This window comes from Pseudomonas sp. GW821-FHT09C10, from assembly GCF_059418085.1.
Map to the genome: position 1 here is coordinate 218,509 of NZ_JBWKPE010000010.1, position 19,627 is coordinate 238,135.

General features: G+C 61.6%; 17 protein-coding genes. 10 read left to right on the forward strand and 7 right to left on the reverse strand.

Features of this window, described 5'->3' with window-relative positions:
- Positions 1-29: 29 nt before the first annotated feature.
- Positions 30-1,754 carry a ubiquinone-dependent pyruvate dehydrogenase gene (gene poxB, locus AC07OT_RS19945; protein WP_495108860.1) on the forward strand — a complete coding sequence of 575 codons (1,725 nt, stop codon included), beginning with the start codon at positions 30-32 and terminating at the stop codon, positions 1,752-1,754.
- 293 nt (positions 1,755-2,047) lie between these two features.
- Here the strand turns inward: poxB and AC07OT_RS19950 are convergent, their stop codons facing one another.
- Positions 2,048-2,605 carry an NADPH-dependent FMN reductase gene (locus tag AC07OT_RS19950; protein WP_495108861.1) on the reverse strand — a complete coding sequence of 186 codons (558 nt, stop codon included), beginning with the start codon at positions 2,603-2,605 and terminating at the stop codon, positions 2,048-2,050.
- Positions 2,606-2,831: 226 nt separating this feature from the next.
- Here AC07OT_RS19950 and AC07OT_RS19955 point away from each other — a divergent pair, with 226 nt between their 5' ends.
- The gene (locus tag AC07OT_RS19955) at positions 2,832-3,068 is read left to right on the forward strand and encodes a hypothetical protein (protein ID WP_065927911.1); all 237 of its coding nucleotides are present in this window, start codon (positions 2,832-2,834) and stop codon (positions 3,066-3,068) included.
- A 63-nt stretch (positions 3,069-3,131) separates the two neighbouring features.
- Here the strand turns inward: AC07OT_RS19955 and AC07OT_RS19960 are convergent, their stop codons facing one another.
- Positions 3,132-3,476: a hypothetical protein gene (locus AC07OT_RS19960; protein ID WP_495108862.1), complete on the reverse strand. Its 345-nt coding sequence runs from the start codon at positions 3,474-3,476 to the stop codon at positions 3,132-3,134.
- A gap of 181 nt (positions 3,477-3,657) precedes the next feature.
- On the opposite strand from AC07OT_RS19960, the gene AC07OT_RS19965 reads away from it, so the two are divergent.
- A complete protein-coding gene (locus AC07OT_RS19965) occupies positions 3,658-4,551 on the forward strand; it encodes a LysR substrate-binding domain-containing protein (RefSeq protein WP_495108863.1) in 894 nt (297 codons plus the stop codon).
- Here the strand turns inward: AC07OT_RS19965 and AC07OT_RS19970 are convergent.
- From AC07OT_RS19970 to AC07OT_RS19990, 5 genes are all read right to left on the reverse strand, one after another.
- Positions 4,548-5,117, reverse strand: coding sequence for a GNAT family N-acetyltransferase (locus AC07OT_RS19970; protein WP_027606492.1), 570 nt, complete (start codon positions 5,115-5,117; stop codon positions 4,548-4,550). The two genes, AC07OT_RS19965 and AC07OT_RS19970, sit on opposite strands and share 4 nt — an antisense overlap.
- Positions 5,118-5,137: 20 nt before the next feature.
- Complete coding sequence (locus tag AC07OT_RS19975; protein ID WP_495108864.1) at positions 5,138-7,393, reverse strand: Orn/Lys/Arg family decarboxylase; 2,256 nt, start codon at positions 7,391-7,393, stop codon at positions 5,138-5,140.
- Between the two features lie 201 nt (positions 7,394-7,594).
- A complete protein-coding gene (dnaQ, locus tag AC07OT_RS19980; RefSeq protein WP_177327732.1) occupies positions 7,595-8,335 on the reverse strand; it encodes a DNA polymerase III subunit epsilon in 741 nt (246 codons plus the stop codon).
- A gap of 82 nt (positions 8,336-8,417) precedes the next feature.
- Positions 8,418-8,870, reverse strand: a complete 453-nt coding sequence (gene rnhA / locus AC07OT_RS19985) for a ribonuclease HI (protein ID WP_003173571.1) — start codon at positions 8,868-8,870, stop codon at positions 8,418-8,420.
- Positions 8,871-8,914: 44 nt separating this feature from the next.
- Complete coding sequence (locus tag AC07OT_RS19990; RefSeq protein ID WP_053134936.1) at positions 8,915-9,673, reverse strand: class I SAM-dependent methyltransferase; 759 nt, start codon at positions 9,671-9,673, stop codon at positions 8,915-8,917.
- A 65-nt stretch (positions 9,674-9,738) separates the two neighbouring features.
- Here AC07OT_RS19990 and gloB point away from each other — a divergent pair, with 65 nt between their 5' ends.
- The 7 genes from gloB to AC07OT_RS20025 all read left to right on the forward strand — a co-directional run bounded on the left by gloB (position 9,739) and on the right by AC07OT_RS20025 (position 19,615).
- Positions 9,739-10,506 (forward strand): hydroxyacylglutathione hydrolase, encoded by a 768-nt coding sequence (gene gloB, locus AC07OT_RS19995; protein ID WP_495108865.1) that lies wholly within the window; start codon positions 9,739-9,741, stop codon positions 10,504-10,506.
- Between the two features lie 98 nt (positions 10,507-10,604).
- Positions 10,605-12,020: a transglycosylase SLT domain-containing protein gene (locus AC07OT_RS20000; protein ID WP_495108866.1), complete on the forward strand. Its 1,416-nt coding sequence runs from the start codon at positions 10,605-10,607 to the stop codon at positions 12,018-12,020.
- Positions 12,021-12,231: 211 nt separating this feature from the next.
- The gene (locus AC07OT_RS20005; protein WP_495108867.1) at positions 12,232-14,061 is read left to right on the forward strand and encodes an extracellular solute-binding protein; all 1,830 of its coding nucleotides are present in this window, start codon (positions 12,232-12,234) and stop codon (positions 14,059-14,061) included.
- Positions 14,058-15,902: an extracellular solute-binding protein gene (locus tag AC07OT_RS20010; RefSeq protein ID WP_495108868.1), complete on the forward strand. Its 1,845-nt coding sequence runs from the start codon at positions 14,058-14,060 to the stop codon at positions 15,900-15,902. The genes AC07OT_RS20005 and AC07OT_RS20010 overlap by 4 nt, the downstream gene beginning before the upstream one ends.
- Positions 15,903-16,979, forward strand: a complete 1,077-nt coding sequence (locus AC07OT_RS20015) for a microcin C ABC transporter permease YejB (protein WP_027606500.1) — start codon at positions 15,903-15,905, stop codon at positions 16,977-16,979.
- 1 nt (position 16,980) lies between these two features.
- Entirely contained in the window at positions 16,981-18,000 is a 1,020-nt protein-coding gene (locus tag AC07OT_RS20020; protein WP_027606501.1) for an ABC transporter permease, read from the forward strand.
- A 1-nt stretch (position 18,001) separates the two neighbouring features.
- On the forward strand, positions 18,002-19,615 hold the full coding sequence (locus AC07OT_RS20025) for an ABC transporter ATP-binding protein (protein ID WP_495108869.1): 1,614 nt from the start codon (positions 18,002-18,004) through the stop codon (positions 19,613-19,615).
- The last annotated feature ends 12 nt before the right edge of the window (positions 19,616-19,627 follow it).

The window sequence follows — 19,627 nt, forward strand, 5'->3', positions numbered from 1 at the left end:
TTTAACCTCACTGACGATTGGAGTTCTTCATGGCGAAAATCAACCTGGCCCAGCAATTGGCGACCACCCTTGAACAGGCGGGGATCAAGCGCATCTGGGGCCTGACCGGCGACAGCCTCAACGGCCTCACCGACGCCCTGCGCACCATGGACAGCATCGAGTGGATGCACGTGCGCCACGAAGAAGTCGCCGCCTTCGCCGCCGGTGCCGAAGCGGCGGCCACGGGTGAACTGACGGTGTGCGCCGGCAGCTGCGGGCCGGGCAACCTGCACTTGATCAATGGCCTGTTCGATTGCCATCGCAACCATGTGCCGGTGCTGGCGATTGCCGCACAAATCCCCTCCTCCGAGATCGGCCTGAATTACTTCCAGGAGACTCATCCCCAGGAACTGTTCAAGGAGTGCAGCCACTTTATCGAGCTGGTCACCAACCCCGAGCAGATGCCACACGTGCTGCACCGTGCCATGCGTTCGGCGATCCTCAACCGCGGCGTGGCGGTGGTGGTGATTCCGGGGGACGTATCGTTGCTGGAAGTCGAAGACACGCTCAAGCCCTGGCCGGCCCTGCACGCACCGCGTACCCTGCCGGCGGAACAGGACCTGCAGCGCCTGACCGAGATCCTTGAAAGCAGCAAGAAAGTCACCCTGCTGTGCGGCAGTGGCTGTGCCGGTGCCCATGATCAGGTGGTGGCCCTGGCCGACACGCTGGGGGCACCGGTGGTGCACGCCCTGCGCGGCAAGGAGCATGTGGAATGGGACAACCCATTTGATGTGGGCATGACCGGCCTGATCGGCTTCAGCTCCGGCTACCACGCCATGCTCGACTGCGACACGCTGATCATGCTCGGCACTGACTTCCCGTACCGCCAGTTCTACCCTACCGCTGCCAAAATCATCCAGGTCGACCGCAACCCCCAGGCCCTGGGCCGTCGCGCCACGCTGGACCTGGGCATCGCTGCCGATGTGAGCGAGACCATCGGCGCCCTGCTGCCGCGCCTGACCCGCAAGACCGACCGCAACTTCCTCGAGACCTCGCTGAAGCACTACGAAAAAGCCCGCCAAGGCCTGGACGACCTGGCGCAACCGTCAAAGGCCAACCGGCCGATCCACCCGCAATACGTGGCGCGTTTGCTCTGCGAACTGGCGGACGACGATGCGATCTTCACCGCCGACGTGGGCTCGCCGACCGTGTGGGCCGCGCGCTACCTGAAAATGAATGGCAAGCGCCGCCTGATCGGCTCGTTCAACCATGGCTCGATGGCCAACGCCATGCCCCAGGCGATTGGCGCGCAGGCGGCCTTCCCGGGACGCCAGGTGATCTCGATGTCCGGCGACGGCGGTTTTGCCATGCTGATGGGGGATTTCATTTCACTGGCGCAGCTGAAATTGCCTGTAAAAGTGATCGTGTTCGATAACTCGTCCCTGGGCTTTGTCGCCATGGAAATGAAGGCCGCAGGTTATCTGGATGCCGGCACCGAGCTGAAAAACCCGGACTTCGCCGCCATGTCCAACGCCATGGGCATCCTCGGCATTCGCGTGGAGCAATCGGAAGACCTGGAACCGGCATTGCGCCGCGCCCTGGCCCATGATGGCCCGGTGCTGGTGGATGTGGTGACGGCCACCCAGGAACTGGTGATGCCGCCGAGCATCAAGCTGGAACAGGCCAAGGGCTTCAGCCTGTACATGCTCAAGGCGGTGATGAGTGGGCGTGGAGATGAAGTGATCGAATTGGCGCGGACTAACTGGTTGCGCTGATCCAACACGGCGGGAGCGGGCTTGCCCTAACGCCGATCAGCTAAGAGATAGAACCGGCAAACAGTAACCTGTAGTGAGCGGGCTTGCCCCGCGCTGGGCTGCGCAGCAGCCCCAATAAGAGCGCTGCAGTGTGCCAGGCAGGTCCTGGACTGTGTTTTAGGGCTGCTACGCAGCCCAGCGCGGGGCAAGCCCGCTCACCACATTTACAGTGTTCATCCTTGACTGACCGGCGTCAGGCTTAACTGACTGGCGTCAGGGCTTGCCCTCTCCCACAGTGGACAATGGGCGCCGATTCAAGCTGTCTGTTTTTCTACCCATTTGCCGTAGGCATCAATAAATGCCTGCAGGAACGGCCTGGTCTTTTCCGACACCTTGCCGGCGTCATCGAACACGCTGCCCGCTCCGCCCAGGTAGGCTTCCGGCTGCTGCATGCATGCCACATCGAGGAACACCAGGGACTGGCGCAGATGGTGGTTGGCGCCAAAACCGCCAACGGCGCCCGGCGATACGCTGATGATCGCCCCCGGCTTGCCGCTCCAGGCGCTTTGGCCATAAGGACGGGAGCCGACGTCAATCGCATTCTTCAACGGCGCGGGGACGGAGCGGTTGTACTCCGGTGTCACAAACAACACCGCGTCGGATGAACGTACCTGCTGACGGAAAGTACTGTAGGCTGCGGGCGGTGATGCCCCGTCGATGTCCTCGTTGTAGAGCGGCAAATCGCCAATTTCCACAATGTTCAACTTCAGGTTGGCGGGGGCCAGTTCGGCCAGTGCCAGGGCGACCTTGCGGTTGATCGAGTCTTTTCTCAGGCTGCCAACCAGGACGGCAATCGTATAGACCTTGCTCATTGGGTTTCTCGACGTCTGACTAAGGGAGCTTGTAGTTATAAAGGCTTCGCAGTGCGTTCACCAGAAGGTTTTGATAATCCTCCAGACGTTTGGCCCGCGATTTGATGCGTAGGAACAGTCTGAAAATGTCAGCGAATAGTATTTTTTTTCAATAGGTAAACTCCCCCTCTTTATGACGGTCTACAGCACCGCGAATTGAGTGTTTATCTCCAGAGGTTCTAAACAGATGGCAGCAGTACTAGTCGGACAGTTTCATGCCAGAGACGCAGAAGGACGCGTGTATTCGGTGCATGAGTTCCAGGAATCCAACCCGGCGCAAGGCGACCTGGCTGGCTCGGCACCCACCACCACCTACAAGCTGGCCATTGGCGACCGGGTAGAAAAACTCGAAGGCGATGAGTTCAAGCTGATTCAGTCGGGGACCATTATCGTCCGCGAATCGCAGACCGTCCTCGCCTCATAAGCTTGATCGCCCAGGCGTACCTGCTCAGTCCCGGCCGTTGACGGCATCGACTGGGCCGGGCGGTCACGGGTTGCGAATTTCCGTCACTTCAAGCCCCGACTCACCGTCCACTTGCTTGAGCGTCACCATCAACCGGCCCCGCTCGCCTTCCACCGCGTACATCACCCGCCTGTAGCCCGGCGAGTTGTACCCCGGATACGCCACCACCTGCTTGACCTGCGTCATGCCCAGCACCGTGCCGACCTGCGCGGCGACTTGCTCCTGGGCACGGATAAATGCCTCAAGCGTGAGGTTTTCCGGGGCTGATTCTTCGTGATTGCTGAAGAGATAAGCAGCCACGCACCCTACGGTCACCAGGACCAGCAGTTGCTTGACCGTTACCCCGAGAAATGTCGAGGGCAGAGGCATATGAGACCAGACCTGTTTTTGTTGTATGTGCCGGTAATCGGCATTGGTCGTTGATGATCAGACTCGCCATTCTAGTGAGGTCCTGGCTGAACGCCAGCGATGTACACGACCCACACCGTCTTTTTTGCGCACGACGGCATGCACCATTGAATCCCCACGGCGCTGCACATAGACTCCGGCCATGCGTTTACGTCATATCGAAGTGATTCAGGCCATCCTGCAGACCGGACACCTCGGCACCGCCGCCGAATGGCTGCAACTTCCCGTGGGCGATGTCGACGCGGCCCTCAAGGAGGCCGAGCGGCAATTGGGCTTCATGCTGTTTGCCAGTGTGCGCGGGCGTTTGCAGGCGACACGGGAAACCCTGGAGTTGCAGGCAGAAATCGCCCATGTGTACGAAGCCCTGGAACCGGTGCAACGCCTGGCCAGCCGCTTGAAACACCATCACGCCCCCACCCTGCGCGCCTTGTGCACGCCGCCCCTGGCCAATCAACTGCTGCCCCAGAGCATCGCGCTGCTGCGCCGACGCTTCCAGGACACGCCGTGCAACCTGTCGAGCCAGCCAACCCGGGAAATCGTGCGCAGCCTGTTGCTGCACGAGGCCGAGGTGGGCCTGAGCCTGCATGACCCGGAACACCCGCAAATCCACAGCACGGTGCTGGCCCAAGGCAAATTGCAATTGCTGGCGCCCCACGGCTGGCTCAAGCCCAAGCAGAAGTACATTGCGCTGCAGGACCTGGCCGGGCAAGCGATGATCGGGCTCGAAGGACACGACCCGCTCAGCCGCCTGTTGGACGCCAAGCTGCAAGCCTTGCGCCCGGTGCCGGTGGTGCAGACGCGGGTGCAGACCTATCAGATGATGCGCAGCATGGTGGAAGCCGGCGAAGGCCTGGCGATTGTCGACCCGTTCACTGCGTTTGGTGCACGCGAGGCGGGCCTGGATACATGCCCGGTGTCGCCGCCGATCCTGGTCAGCCTGTATGCGCTGACACTCAAGGATGGCGTGACCTCGCCTGCGCTGAATGCGTTGCTGGAGATCGTCACGCAAAAGGCCCAGGGCCTGCTGGAAAGTTAACGCCGCTCGGCGTCGGTCTTGAACAACCGATACCAGAAAATCGCCACTTCACGGGTTTGCGGGTCGATGCCGCGATAGCGCAGGTGGTCGATCCCGCCCATCACGTAGCCGCAACGCTCATACAGACGGCAGGCACCCAGGTTGTTGTTCTGGGTCTCCAGCATCATGCCCGGCAGGTTTTTCTTGCGGCTCCAGAACTGCGCCACATCCAGCAGCGCCTTGGCCACCCCGTGCCGACGGGCAGGCAAGGCCACCGCCAGTTCGTCAACGTGGGCAAAGCCGTTCCAATTGGTGCTGACCACGATATGCCCGACCGCACGATCATCCAGGTAGGCCATGAAGATCGCACTGTCCGGCGCATCGCGAAAACTGGCGAATTCTTCCGGGTCGATGCCATAGCACTTGCGGTACGGCACGATGCGCTCCACGGGCCATTGATCGACCCGCCTGCCCATCTCCGGCACGCCATAGGCACTGACCTCAAAGCTGAAATCATTGCCCCACACGTAGGCGTCGAAGCCCTCGTCGGCGACCCGCACACTGAGCCCTGGATACTTCGGGTTCATTACAGCTTGCATAAACATCCTTAACCCTTGATGCAATCGACGGTGTAACAACGACCACTGCCGTCGTCTTCGTGTTGTAACCCGTGAACATCGGCAACAAAACCGGGAAAACTGCTATCGAACGTCCGGGCAAACGCCAGGTAGTCAATGATCGACCGGGTCGACTCGGTAAAGCGCTCGCCCGGCATGATCAACGGAATGCCCGGTGGATAAGGCACCAGCATCACGGCTGCAATGCGTCCTGGCAAGGCATCAATGGACACGGCCTCCACTTCGCCCCTTACCAATTGGTCGTAGGCATCGGCGGGTTTCATCGCGATTTCCGGCAACACCGTGTACATGCGCTTGAGGTGCCTGGCGGTGGCGTTGCTGCGGTAACAGCCGTGCAATTGATCGCACAGGTCGCGCAAACCCAGGCCTTGATAACGCGCCGGACCCTGGGCAAACACCGATGGCAAACAACTGGCGAGGCTGACATTCGCGTCGTAACTGCGCTTGAACTCCAGCAACTCGGTGAGCAAGGTACTCCATTTGCCCTTGGTGATGCCCATGGAAAACAACACGAGGAACGAATACAGCCCGGTCTTTTCCACCACCAGCCCACGCTCCCAGAGGAATTTGCTGACCACCGCGGCGGGAATCCCATGCTCGCTCAAGGCACCGCCTGCCGTGAGGCCGGGCATCACCAGGGTCACTTTGATCGGGTCCAGCAGCACGTAGTCTTCGACCACGTCACCAAAGCCGTGCCAGTCATCCTGCGGCTGCAACAGCCAATCCGCGGTGGCCACGCGGTCGATGCCCGCCACCGACGGCGGCTGCCAGATGGAGAACCACCAGTCTTCGGCGGCAATGTGTTGACGCAGGTTGGCCAGGGCGCGGCGAAAACTCAGGGCCTCGTCGAACATTTCCTGCAGCAGCGAGCGCCCGGCCGGGCCCTCCATCATCGCCGAGGCGACGTCCAGGGAGGCGATGATGCTGTACTGCGGCGACGTGGAGATGTGCATCATGAAGGCTTCATTGAAACGGTCGCGGTCCAGTTGGCGCGCGCCGCCGTCCTGCACATGGATCATCGAGGCCTGGCTGAACGCCGCCAGCAGCTTGTGGGTGGAGTGGGTGGTGAACACCAGCGGGCTGTCCGGGGTACGGGAGGTGCCCATGCCGTAACGGCCGGCAAAGAACTCGTGGAACGCCGCGTAGGCATACCAGGCTTCGTCGAAGTGCAGCACCTCGACACTGCTGCCCAATTGCTGCTTGATCAGCTCGGCGTTGTAGCACAGGCCGTCGTAGGTGGAGTTGGTGACCACGGCCAGCTTCACCTTGGGGGGGCGGCCGCAGGTCAAGGGACTGGCATCGATCTTGGCGCGGATCGATTCCGGGCTGAACTCGCTCAGGGGGATCGGACCGATGATGCCCAGTTCGTTGCGCTCCGGGCACAGGTACAGCGGGATGGCACCGGTCATGATGATCGAATGCAACACCGACTTGTGGCAGTTGCGGTCCACCAGCACCAGGTCATCGCGCCCGACCATGGAGTGCCAGACGATCTTGTTGGCGGTGGACGTGCCGTTGATCACGAAAAAGGTATGGTCGGCGCCGAAGTTGCGCGCGGCACGGGCTTCGGCTTCGGCCAGGGGCCCGGTGTGATCCAGCAGCGAGCCCAGCTCGGGCACCGAGACCGACAAGTCCGAGCGCAGGGTGTTCTCCCCGAAGAACTGATGAAACGCCTGCCCCACCGGACTTTTGCGATAGGCCACGCCACCGCCATGGCCGGGGGTGTGCCAGGAATAGTTGGAGTCGGCGGTGTGTTGCACCAGCGCCTTGAAGAATGGCGGCAGCAGGCCATCCAGGTAAGTGCGGGCAGCACGGGCCACCTGGCGGGCGAGAAACGGTACGGTGTCTTCAAACAGGTAGAGAATGCCGCGCAGCTGGTTGAGTTCGCTCATGGCATCGGCCGGGGCGTTTTCCAGGGTGACCTGCTCGCCCAGGGCAAAGATCGGCAGGTTCGGCGCTCGCAGGCGCGCCAGGCGGATCAGCTCGACCATGTTTTGCAGCAGGTGGGTATTCTCACCGGCGCCTTCGGCCGCGATCAGCATGCACGCCAGGCCGTGATGGGTCGACGCCACCAGCCGGCCTTCGGCGTAGTCCACGGCGGAAAAGATACTGAAGCCCTCTTGTTCCAACTCCCGGGCGATGCCCCGAACCCGGTCGCCGGCAACGGTGTCGGCCTTGATGTCGCGGTGCACGATAAGCACGGGGAACTTCAGGTCTTTGTACATGAGGGCGTGTAGTCCTGAGGGCTATGCACTCAAGGGTAGAAGCTCGGGGACGATGACGCGAATGAAGATTCTGAAAGCAATGGAGGTCAACCCTGGGAGGGGGCTTGCTCCCGATGACGGTATGCCAGCTCATATTTGATTGGCTGATACACCGCTTCGGGGGCAAGCCCCCTCCCACATTTTGATCATACCTACGCAGGGCTATTGTTGTGTTAACTGGGTCCACAACGCCGGCGCACCCGCCGACTTGGCAATAGCCTCCAACCGCGCCGCATGCTCGGCCAGATCCTGCTCGCTGGCGCGAATGATAGTGGTGGGCTTGCGATCGGCCGGCAGGCGGCGGATTTCCGAAGGGCGGTTGCCCGAGCCTTCCGCCGAGCCACTGCCGTCGGAGGCGTTGCCGGCCAGGGACAGGCTGGTCTGCCCGCCGGTCATGGTCAGGTAAACGTCGGCGAGAATCTCGGAGTCGAGCAAGGCGCCGTGGAGTTCACGGCCGGAGTTGTCGACGCCATAACGCTTGCACAAGGCATCGAGGCTGTTGCGCTGGCCCGGGTGACGCTCACGGGCCATCATCAGGGTGTCGAGGATCGAGCAGTGCTGGGAAATGTCCGCGCGATCCATCTGCCCCATCAGGGCAAATTCGTTATTGATGAAGCCGACGTCGAACGCCGCGTTATGGATGATCAACTGGGCGCCGTTGATGAACTCGAAGAACTCATCGGCCACTTCGGCGAAACGCGGCTTGCCCTTGAGAAACTCGTCGGTGATGCCGTGGACGCCGATGGCGCCTTCGTCACTGTCGCGGTCCGGTTGCAGGTAGACGTGGAAGTGACGACCGGTGAGGCGCCGACCCATGAGTTCGACACAGCCGATTTCAATGATCCGGTGGCCGTCGGTCACCGGCATGCCGGTGGTTTCGGTATCGAGTACAACAGATCGGATCGCCATCAGGGTTCAGCTCTCAACGGTGTGGTGTGCAGTGTGGTGTGGGTCAAGGAGCGCGATGTTAACACGTCAGCCAGCATCAGCTCTGCTTGTAGCCCCGCACTTCGTCCACACCTCTATTGGCAAGCTGGTCGGCGCGCTCGTTACCCGGATGGCCGATGTGCCCGCGCACCCATTTCCAGGTGATGTCATGGCGGTTGCATTGCTCATCGAGCAATTGCCACAGGTCGGCGTTCTTGACCGGCTCCTTGGCCGCGGTCTTCCAGCCGCGCTTCTTCCAGTTGACCATCCACTCGTTGATGCCTTTCATCACGTATTGCGAGTCGGTGACCAGCAGCACGTTGCAGCGGCGCTTGAGTTCTTCCAGGCCGCGAATGGCGCCCATCAGCTCCATGCGGTTGTTGGTGGTGTTGGCTTCGCCGCCCCACAACTCCTTCTCTACGCCCTTGCACACCAGCAAGGCGCCCCAGCCGCCGGGGCCGGGGTTGCCCTTGCAGGCGCCATCGGTGAAGAGTTCTACGCTATCGGTCATCGGTTACATCCATCAAAACGGGCAGGTCTGAAATCAAAAAAGTGCTACGGTTCGCTTTGCTTGCGGTTGACCTTGGCCATCGGCATCGGCACCAGTTTGCCCATGGGCTGGCGCAACACCTGGCGCACTGGCCGCAGCCCGACCACGATCTTGCGCGCCACCAATAAATAGAAGCCGCCACCCGACAGTTGCCAGGCGCCCGCGCGACGTTCCCAACCGGCCAGGCGGCCTTGCCACTTGGCCGAGGCAAGCGGCGGACGATAGCACCCGAAGCGGCGTTTCTCCAGCGCGAAGCCCAGCAGGTTGAGCCAGTCCCCGACCCGTGATGGCGAGATGCAGCGCGCCTGGCGCAGGCCATCATGGGCGAACACATGGCGCAGGCCCCAACTGCTCCAAGGGTTGATGCCGATAATCAGCAAATGGCCACCAGGGCGCACGCTGCTGGCCGCTTCACGCAGCAGACCGTGGGGCGACAGGCAGAAATCCAGGCCATGCTGCAACACCACCACATCGGCGGCGTGCTCGCTCAATGGCCAGGCCTGTTCTTCGCAGACAATCTCCACCCCCGGCAACGGCGCGCCCAGGCGCACATTGCGTTGCACCTGGGGCGCCGCGGGCGGGGTCTGGGCCGACGGACCGTAATGCACCAGGTAGCCGCCAAAGAAACGACCCAACTCGTCTTCGAGCATGCGCCGCTCTTCATCCAGCAGAAATTGCCCGATGGGCCCGGACAGCCATTCACGGGCTGCGCCGATCAGGGCCAGCCACTCAGGATCGGCCTGGGCGAACGCTTTATCAGTCATTGCATTCTCCAACTCGCCTAGACGTTCTAAGATGCACCAATGTGTTCAGCTTGGCGAATCGAAGAATGATACAGATCAGTGCCCTGCCCGCCTTCACCGATAACTACATCTGGTTGTTGCAGGACCCGCAGACCCAACGTTGTGCCGTGGTCGATCCCGGCGATGCCGCGCCGGTACTGGCCTGGCTCAAGCAAAACCCGACGTGGACCCTCAGCGACATCCTGATTACCCACCATCACCACGACCATGTCGGCGGTGTCGAGCAACTCAAGGGTGTGAGCGACGCCAAGGTGTATGGTCCGGCCAACGAGACGATCCCGGCGCGGGAAATCGCGCTGCAGGATAACGACCGCATCAACGTGCTGGGCTGGGACTTCGACGTCTATGCCGTGCCCGGCCACACCCTGGGCCATATCGCCTTCTACCACCAGGGCGTGCTGTTCTGTGGCGACACCCTGTTCGCCGCCGGTTGTGGCCGCCTGTTCGAAGGCACGCCGGAACAGATGCACACCTCCCTCGAGCGCCTGGCCGCCCTGCCCGCCGATACCTTGGTGTACTGCACCCACGAATACACACAAAGTAATCTCAAGTTTGCCCAGGCGGTGGAACCGCAGAATGCCGACATCTCCGAACGGGTGGAAAACGTCCGGCAGCTGCGGGCCCGCGGCGAGATGACGCTGCCGTCCAACCTGGCCCTGGAAAAGCGCACCAACCCCTTCCTGCGTACCTCTGAAACATCCGTTAAACAAAAAGCGGACGAACGGAATGGCCGTGACAACCGCTCTGGGGCCGAGGTATTTGCTAGCTTGAGGGCGTGGAAAGATAAGTTCTAAAGGGACGCAATCTGATACGTAATTTCTGAATGGTTGACCGGAACCAAAGTGCTTTCTAGAATCGCCCGACATTTTTGCCCGGAACTTACTTCCAGCCAATGTCGTCATCTATTCGTAAAGCCAACCATTCAGACGCATTGACCCGCCTGGCTCAAGCTGTGGCGGTGGCTGTGTCCGCCACGCTGGCGGGCTGCCAATCGACAAATTTCGCCGCACAATCCACCGTGCAACCCAAGCCTAACCTTACCGCCAAGATCAAGCAGAAACCCGTCATCTGGCTTTCAGAGAAACCTGCTCCAGAAGTCCCCCAGGACGTGTGGGAACGCATGCGCCGGGGCTTTCAATTGCAGGACAACGTGGGCGTCAACCCGCGCATCGAGCAACAGCGCCTGTGGTTCGCCAGCAACCCGTCCTTCCTGGAGAACGCCGGTGAACGCGGCAGCCTCTACATTCATTACATCGTCGAACGCCTTGAAGAACGCAACATGCCCCTGGAGCTGGCGCTGCTGCCGGTGATTGAAAGTGCCTACAACCCGATGGCGTATTCGCGCAGCGATGCCGTCGGCCTGTGGCAGTTCATCCCCTCCACCGGGCGCTACTTCAACCTGCGCCAGACCCGCGCCTACGACGGCCGCCGCGACATCACCGCCTCCACCACCGCCGCCCTGGACTACCTGACCCGTCTGCACGATATGTTCAACGGCGACTGGCTGCTGGCCCTGGCCGCCTATAACGCCGGCGAAGGCACGGTGAGCCGGGCCATCGAGCGCAACGAGAAGCTCGGCCTGCCCACCGACTACTGGAACCTGCCCCTGCCCCAGGAAACCAAGGACTATGTGCCCAAGTTCCTGGCGCTGTCCCAGGTGGTGCTGGCCCCCGAGGCCTATGGCGTCAACCTGAACCCGATTGCCAACACACCGTACTTCGAAGTGGTCGAAGTCAAGCAAAGCATGGACCTGTCGCGGGTTGCCGCGCTGGCCGAGATCGACGAAGACGAACTGTTCCAGCTCAACCCGGCGCTCAAGCAACGCACCACCCTGGATGGCCCGCAGCACCTGCTGGTGCCGAGCTCCAAGGCACAATTGCTCACCAGCACCCTTTCGACGATGAAGCCGGAAGAATTGCTGGCGATGCGCCCGAAAAAGCAGGTGTTCGACGAAGTCGAGACCGCCCGGGTGGCCGGCCGCACCCGCAGCTACAAGGTGCGCAGTGGCGACAACCTCACGCTGATCGCCAAGGCGAACAAGGTCGATGTGCATGACCTGCAGCGCTGGAACAAACTCAACGGCCAGGCCCTCAAGGTCGGCCAGACCCTGGTGATGCAGGACACCCGCAAGCTGGTGGCCAAGGCCGACAGCAAGAAGCCGGTGCAGTACAAGGTCAAGAAAGGCGACTCGCTGTACATCGTCGCCAAGCGCTTCAACGTCGAGATGCAACATCTCAAGCGTTGGAACCCCCGTACTGGCCAGGCGCTGAAGCCGGGGCAGATGCTTGTAGTGTCTGGGCCGCGCTAAGGTTTTAAGAACACTGTAGAACCAATGTGGGAGGGGGCTTGCCCCCGATAGCAGTTTGTCAGCCACCAGATTCATTGGCTGATCCACCGATATCGGGGGCAAGCCCCCTCCCACACTGAATCTCCAGTGTTCCCAACCGGCTTTTTCCATCCGGAACAAGCTGTTACTGTACCGATCATAAAGCCCAAGCCGCCTGGATCGGATCCCTGACTTGAAGCGTCCCCTCCTTCTACTAATAAGTCTGGCCTTGAGCTTTGGTGCGAACGCGACAATAACCGAGAGCCACGGTTACACGCAGTTCGGCACGCTCAAGTACCCGGCCAAATTCACCCACTTCGATTGGGTAAACCCTGCAGCGCCGAAAGGCGGGACCTTGCGGGTCATGGCATTTGGCACCTTCGATACCCTCAACCCCTACACGTTCAAGGGTTCAAGCCCGGTTTCCACCCCCAACTTCCTGCAATACGGCGTCAATGAGCTGAATGAGCCGTTGATGGTCGGCACCGGTCAGTACGCGCCGTCCGGCGACGAGCCCACCTCCAGCTACGGGCTGATTGCCCAGTCGGTGGAATACAGCGAGGACCGCAGCTGGGTCGTATTCAACCTGCGTCCGCAGGCGCGCTTCCACGATGGCAAGCCGATCACGGCCTATGACGTGGCATTTTCCTATCGCACCCTGCTGACCGAAGGCCACCCCCAGTACCGCACCAACCTGCAGGAAGTGGCGCGGGTGGACATCCTCAACCCTCACCGCATCCGCTTTGTGTTCAAGCGTGCCGGCAACCCGTTGCTGATCCTGCGCCTGGGCGAATTGCCGGTATTGCCTCAGCACTATTGGAAAAACCGCGACTTCAAGGCGACCACCTTCGAACCGCCCCTGGGCAGCGGGCCGTACCGTATCAGCAAGGTCACCCCTGGACGCCAGCTGGTGTTCGAACGGGTCCAGGATTACTGGGGCAAGGACTTGCCGGTCAACCAGGGCTTCTATAACTACGACAAGGTCGAGGTGGAGTTCTACCGCGACAGCGATGTGGCCTTCGAAGCGTTCAAGGCCGGCGAGTTCGACATTTATATCGAGCACCAGGCCAAGAACTGGGCCAATGGCTACAACTTCCCGGCGGTGAACCGTGGCGAAGTGATCAAGGCGCAGATCGCCCACCAGATCCCGACCCAAAGCCAGGGCCTGTTCATGAACACCCGGCGCCCGACCTTCAGCCAGACCAAGGTGCGCGAAGCCCTGGGGTTGATGTTCGACTTCGAGTGGACCAACCGCACCCTGTTCAGCAGCGCCTACAAACGCACGCTCAGCTATTACCCCAACAGCGAATTCGCTGCTACCGGGGTGCCAACCGGCCATGAATGGCTGATGCTCTCCCCCTACCGCGACCAGCTGCCGCCCAACCTGTTTACCCAAACCTTCAGCCTGCCCCAGACCGACGGGCGCGGCATCCCCCGCGAAACCCTGCGCCACGCCCTGGCGCTGCTGGGCGAAGCCGGCTGGAAGCTATCGGGCCAACGCCTGCTCAACAAGGACGGGCAACCGCTGCGCTTCGAGATTCTGCTGGTCAACCCGAACCTGGAGCGCATCCTGCAGCCCTATGTCGAGAACCTGATCAGCATCGGCATCGACGCACGCCTGCGCACCGTCGACCGCGCTCAGTACAAGCAACGCCTGGATCAATTCGATTTCGACATGATCCTGATCACCCTCAACCAGACCTTGAGCCCCGGCCTCGAACAGTGGCAGTACTTCCACTCCAGCCAGGCTGCGATCAAGGGCAGCAAGAACTATGCGGGCATCGCCAACCCCGTTGTCGACCACCTGCTGGAACAACTGCTGGCGGCGCAGACCCGCGAAGAACAACTGGCCGCCGGTCGCGCCCTGGACCGGGTGCTGCTGTGGCAGCACTACAGCATTCCCAACTGGTACCTCAACTATCATCGCCTGGCGTACCGCAACCGGTTCGCCTTTGTCACCACGCCGCCCTACAGCCTGGGCCTGAGCGCGTGGTGGCTGAAAGCTTCGGAGAAAGCCCAATGATGTATTTGCGCAACGTACTGCTCGGCAGCCTGTTGCTGTGCACCACGGCCCACGCCGCCCCGCAACACGCACTGACGCTGTACAACGAGCCGCCGAAATACCCCGCCGACTTCAAGCACTTCGACTACGTCAACCCGGACGCGCCCAAGGGCGGCACCTTCCGCGAGTCGAGCATGGGCGGCTTCGACAGCCTCAACCCGTTTATCAGCAAGGGCGTGCCGGCCGACAACATCAGCCTGATCTACGACACCCTGGCCATGCAGAGCCTGGACGAACCGATCACCGAATACGGCCTGGTCGCCGGCAAGATCGAAAAAGCCCCGGACAACAGCTGGGTGCGTTTCTACCTGCGCCCCGAAGCGCGGTTCCACGACGGCCACCCGATCCGCGCCGAGGACGTGGTGTTCACCTTCCAGGAACTGATCAAGGAAGGCTCGCCGATCTACCGCACCTACTACGCCGATGTGGATGAAGTGGTCGCCGAAGACCCACTGCGGGTGCTGTTCAAGTTCAAGCGCACCAACAACCGCGAATTGCCGCTGATCCTCGGGCAACTGCCGGTACTGCCCAAGCATTGGTGGGCCACGCGGGACTTCGCCAAGGGCAACCTCGAGGTGCCCCTGGGCAGCGGGCCGTACAAGGTGGCCGAGGTCAAGGCCGGGCGCATGATCCGCTACGAGCGGGTCAAGGACTACTGGGCCAAGGACCTGCCGATCACCAAGGGTTTCTACAATTTCGACAACCGCATCACCGACTACTACCGCGACAGCACCGTGTCCCTGGAGGCATTGAAGGCCGGGCAGTTCGACTACTGGCTGGAATTCAGCGCCAAGAACTGGGCCAATGCCTACAACATTCCGGCCGTGACCGAGGGCCGGTTGATCAAGGAAGAAATCCCCAACGGCAATCCCACCGGCATGCAGGGTTTTGTGTTCAATACGCGCAAGCCGATGTTCCAGGATGTGCGTGTGCGCAAGGCCATCAGCCTGTTGCTGGACTTCGAGTGGAGCAACAAACAGCTGTTCAACGGTGCCTACACCCGCACCCGCAGCTACTTCGAAAACTCCGAAATGGCCGCCACCGGCCTGCCCGGCCCGGATGAGCTGAAAATCCTCGAACCCCTGCGCGACAAGATCCCCGCCGAAGTCTTCACCCAGGCCTTCGAGCCGGCCAAAACCGACGGCAGCGGCATGATCCGCACCCAGCAACGCGAGGCCTATCAATTGCTGCAGGAGGCCGGCTGGCGCATCGTCGACGACAAGATGGTCGACACCACGGGCAAACCGGTGACCATCGAGTTCCTGCTGGCCCAGACCGAGTTCGAGCGCATCCTGCTGCCGTTCAAACGCAACCTGGCAGACCTGGGCATCGACCTGGTGATCCGCCGGGTGGACGTTTCGCAGTTCGTCAACCGTGTACGTTCCCGGGACTTCGACATGATGGTGGGCAGCTTCCCACAATCCACTTCGCCGGGTAACGAACAGCGGGAATTCTGGAAGTCTTCCAGTGCCGACAAGCCCGGCAGCCGCAACTACATGGGCCTCAAGGACCCGGCGGTCGACCAGTTGGTGGAAGAACTGATCGACGCCGACTCGCGCAACAGCCTGATCGCCCATGCCAGGGCCCTGGACCGTGTGCTGCAGTTCGGTTACTACGTGATCCCCAATTGGCACATCAAGACCTTCCGCGTGGCGTACTGGGACCACCTCGGCCATCCGAAAACCCCGCCACGCTATGATGTGGGCACCGCCACCTGGTGGGCAAAGCCCAACGTAAAACCTGCCGTCACCCTGGAAACGGCTACCGACACGAGCGCCGATGCGGCGAGCGGAGGCGATTAAATGCTGGCCTATATTGTTCGCCGCCTGTTGCTGATCATCCCGACGCTGTTCGGGATCCTGCTGATCAACTTCATCATTATCCAGGCCGCCCCCGGGGGGCCGGTGGAGCAGATGATCGCCAAGCTCGAGGGCTTTGAAGGCGCCACCAGCCGCATTGCCGGCGGCGGCGCCGAAGTCTCGGTGGCCGGTTCCAGCAGCTACCGTGGCGCCCAGGGCCTGGACCCGGCGTTGATCAAGGAAATCGAAAAGATGTACGGCTTCGACAAGTCGGCGCCGGAACGCTTGTGGATCATGGTCAAGAACTACGCCCGGCTGGATTTCGGCGACAGCTTCTTCCGTGACGCCAAGGTGATCGACCTGATCAAGGAAAAGATGCCGGTGTCCATCTCCCTGGGGTTATGGAGCACGCTGATCATGTACCTGGTGTCGATCCCCCTGGGGATCGCCAAGGCCACACGCCACGGCAGCCACTTCGATGTATGGACCAGTTCGGCAATCATCGTCGGCTATGCGATCCCGGCGTTCCTGTTTGCGATCCTGCTGATCGTGGTGTTTGCCGGCGGCAGTTACTTCGACTGGTTCCCCTTGCGTGGGCTCACGTCCAACAACTTCGATGAGTTGAGCTGGGGCGGCAAGGTGCTCGACTACTTCTGGCACCTGGCGCTGCCCATCACCGCGCTGGTGATCGGCAACTTCGCGACCATGACCCTGCTGACCAAGAACAGCTTTCTCGACGAGATCAACAAGCAATACGTGATCACCGCCAAGGCCAAGGGCCTGACCAACCACCGGGTGCTCTACGGCCATGTGTTCCGTAACGCGATGCTGCTGGTGATCGCCGGCTTCCCGTCGGCGTTCATCGGGATTTTCTTCACCGGCTCGTTGCTGGTAGAAGTGATCTTCTCCCTCGACGGCCTGGGCCTGATGAGCTTTGAAGCGGCGATCAACCGCGACTACCCGGTGGTGTTCGGCACGCTGTTTATCTTCACCCTGCTGGGGCTGGTGGTGAAACTGATCGGCGACCTCACCTACACCCTGGTCGATCCGCGTATCGACTTCGCCAGCCGGGAGCATTGAGATGAACCTGTCCCCCCTCAATCGCCGCCGGTTCGAGCGGTTCAAGGCCAACAAGCGTGGCTGGTGGTCGCTGTGGCTGTTCCTGATCCTGTTCGGGCTGAGCCTGGGCGCGGAGCTGATCGCCAACGACAAGCCACTGGCGGTGCACTACGACGGCGACTGGTATTTCCCGGCGCTCAAGCGCTACCCGGAAACCACCTTCGGCGGCGAATTCCCCCTGGAAGCCAACTACAAGAGCCCATATATCCAGGAACTGCTCAAGGCCAAGGACGCCTGGACCTTGTGGGCGCCGATCCCGTTCAGCTACCAGAGCATCAACTACGACTTGAAGGTACCGGCCCCCGCGCCGCCTTCGCGCGTCAACCTGCTGGGTACCGATGACCAGGGCCGCGATGTGCTCGCGCGGGTGATCTATGGCTTCCGTGTGTCGGTGCTGTTTGCCCTCACCCTGACCGTGCTGAGTTCGATCATCGGCGTGATCGCCGGCGCCTTGCAGGGTTTCTATGGCGGCTGGGTCGACCTGGCCGGGCAGCGTTTCCTGGAAATCTGGTCGGGCTTGCCGGTGCTGTACCTGCTGATCATCCTCGCCAGCTTCGTGCAGCCGAACTTCTGGTGGCTGCTGGGGATCATGCTGCTGTTTTCCTGGATGAGCCTGGTGGACGTGGTGCGCGCCGAGTTCCTGCGCGGGCGTAACCTCGAATACGTGCGTGCGGCGCGGGCACTGGGGATGCAGAACGGCGCGATCATGTTCCGCCATATCCTGCCCAATGCCATGGTCTCGACCATGACCTTCATGCCATTTATCCTCACTGGCGCCATCGGCACCCTGACCGCCCTGGACTTCCTCGGCTTTGGCCTGCCGGCCGGTTCGCCGTCCCTGGGCGAACTGGTGGCCCAGGGCAAATCCAACCTGCAGGCACCGTGGCTGGGCATGAGCGCGTTTGCCGTGCTGGCGATCATGTTGAGTTTGCTGGTGTTTATCGGCGAGTCCGCTCGCGATGCCTTCGACCCGAGGAAATGAGATGAATCAGGACAATCTGATCGAAATCCGCGACCTCTCCGTCGAGTTCGTCACGGGCGAGCATCACCACCGTGTGGTCAACAACGTCAGCTTCGATATCAAGCGCGGCGAAACCCTGGCCCTGGTTGGCGAAAGCGGCTCAGGCAAATCGGTGACCGCCCACTCGATCCTGCGCCTGCTGCCCTACCCGCTGGCCCGGCATCCGTCCGGCACCATCACCTATTCCGGCCAGGACCTGCTGACCCTCAAGGAAAAGACCCTGCGGCATATTCGCGGGAACCGCATCGCGATGATCTTCCAGGAGCCGATGACGTCGTTGAATCCGCTGCACTGCATCGAGAAGCAGATCAACGAAGTGCTCGGCCTGCACAAGGGGCTGACCGGCAAGGTCGCGACCCGGCGCACCCTGGAACTGCTGGAACTGGTGGGCATCCCCGAGCCGCACAAACGGCTCAAGGCCCTGCCCCACGAATTGTCCGGCGGCCAGCGCCAGCGGGTGATGATCGCCATGGCCCTGGCCAATGAGCCGGAGTTGTTGATCGCGGATGAGCCGACCACGGCCCTCGACGTCACCGTGCAGCTGAAGATCCTGGAACTGCTCAAGGAGTTGCAGGCGCGTTTGGGCATGGCCTTGCTGTTGATCAGCCACGACTTGAACCTGGTGCGGCGCATTGCTCACCGCGTGTGCGTGATGCAGCAAGGCGGCATCGTCGAGCAGGCCGAGTGTGAGACGTTGTTCCAGTCGCCCCAACACCCTTACACCCAGGAATTGCTGGCGGCGGAACCCAGCGGTGGCCCGGCCAGCAACGAAGTCGGCCCGCCGTTGCTGGAAGTCGATGACCTGAAAGTCTGGTTCCCGATCAAGAAGGGCTTCTTGCGCAACACCGTCGATTACGTCAAGGCGGTGGACGGGATCAACTTCAGCCTGCCCCAGGGCCAGACCCTGGGCATCGTCGGCGAAAGCGGCTCGGGCAAATCCACCCTGGGCCTGGCGATTTTGCGCTTGATTGCCAGCAAGGGCGGGATTCGTTTCGAAGGCCAGCAACTGGACACGCTGACCCAGCAACAGGTGCGCCCGTTGCGCCGGGAAATGCAGGTGGTGTTCCAGGACCCGTTCGGCAGCCTGAGCCCACGCATGTGCGTCAGCGAGATCGTCGGCGAAGGCCTGCGCATCCACAGGATGGGCACAGCGGCCGAGCAGGAAGCGGCGATTATCGCGGCGCTCAAGGAGGTGGGCCTGGACCCTGAATCCCGTCATCGCTACCCCCATGAGTTCTCCGGCGGCCAACGCCAACGCATCGCCATCGCCCGCGCACTGGTGCTCAAGCCGCGCCTGATCCTGCTGGACGAACCGACCTCGGCGCTGGATCGCACCGTGCAACGGCAAGTGGTGGAATTGCTGCGCAGCCTGCAGGCCAAGTACAACCTGACCTACCTGTTTATCAGCCATGACCTGGCGGTGGTGAAGGCGCTCAGTCACCAGTTGATGGTGGTCAAGCACGGGCAGGTGGTGGAACAGGGCGATGCGCGAGCGATTTTCGCTGATCCGCAGCATGGGTATACGCGTCAACTGCTGGAAGCGGCCTTTCTGGTGCCCTGCCCGGAGCGCCTCTGAGCGATGAGCACG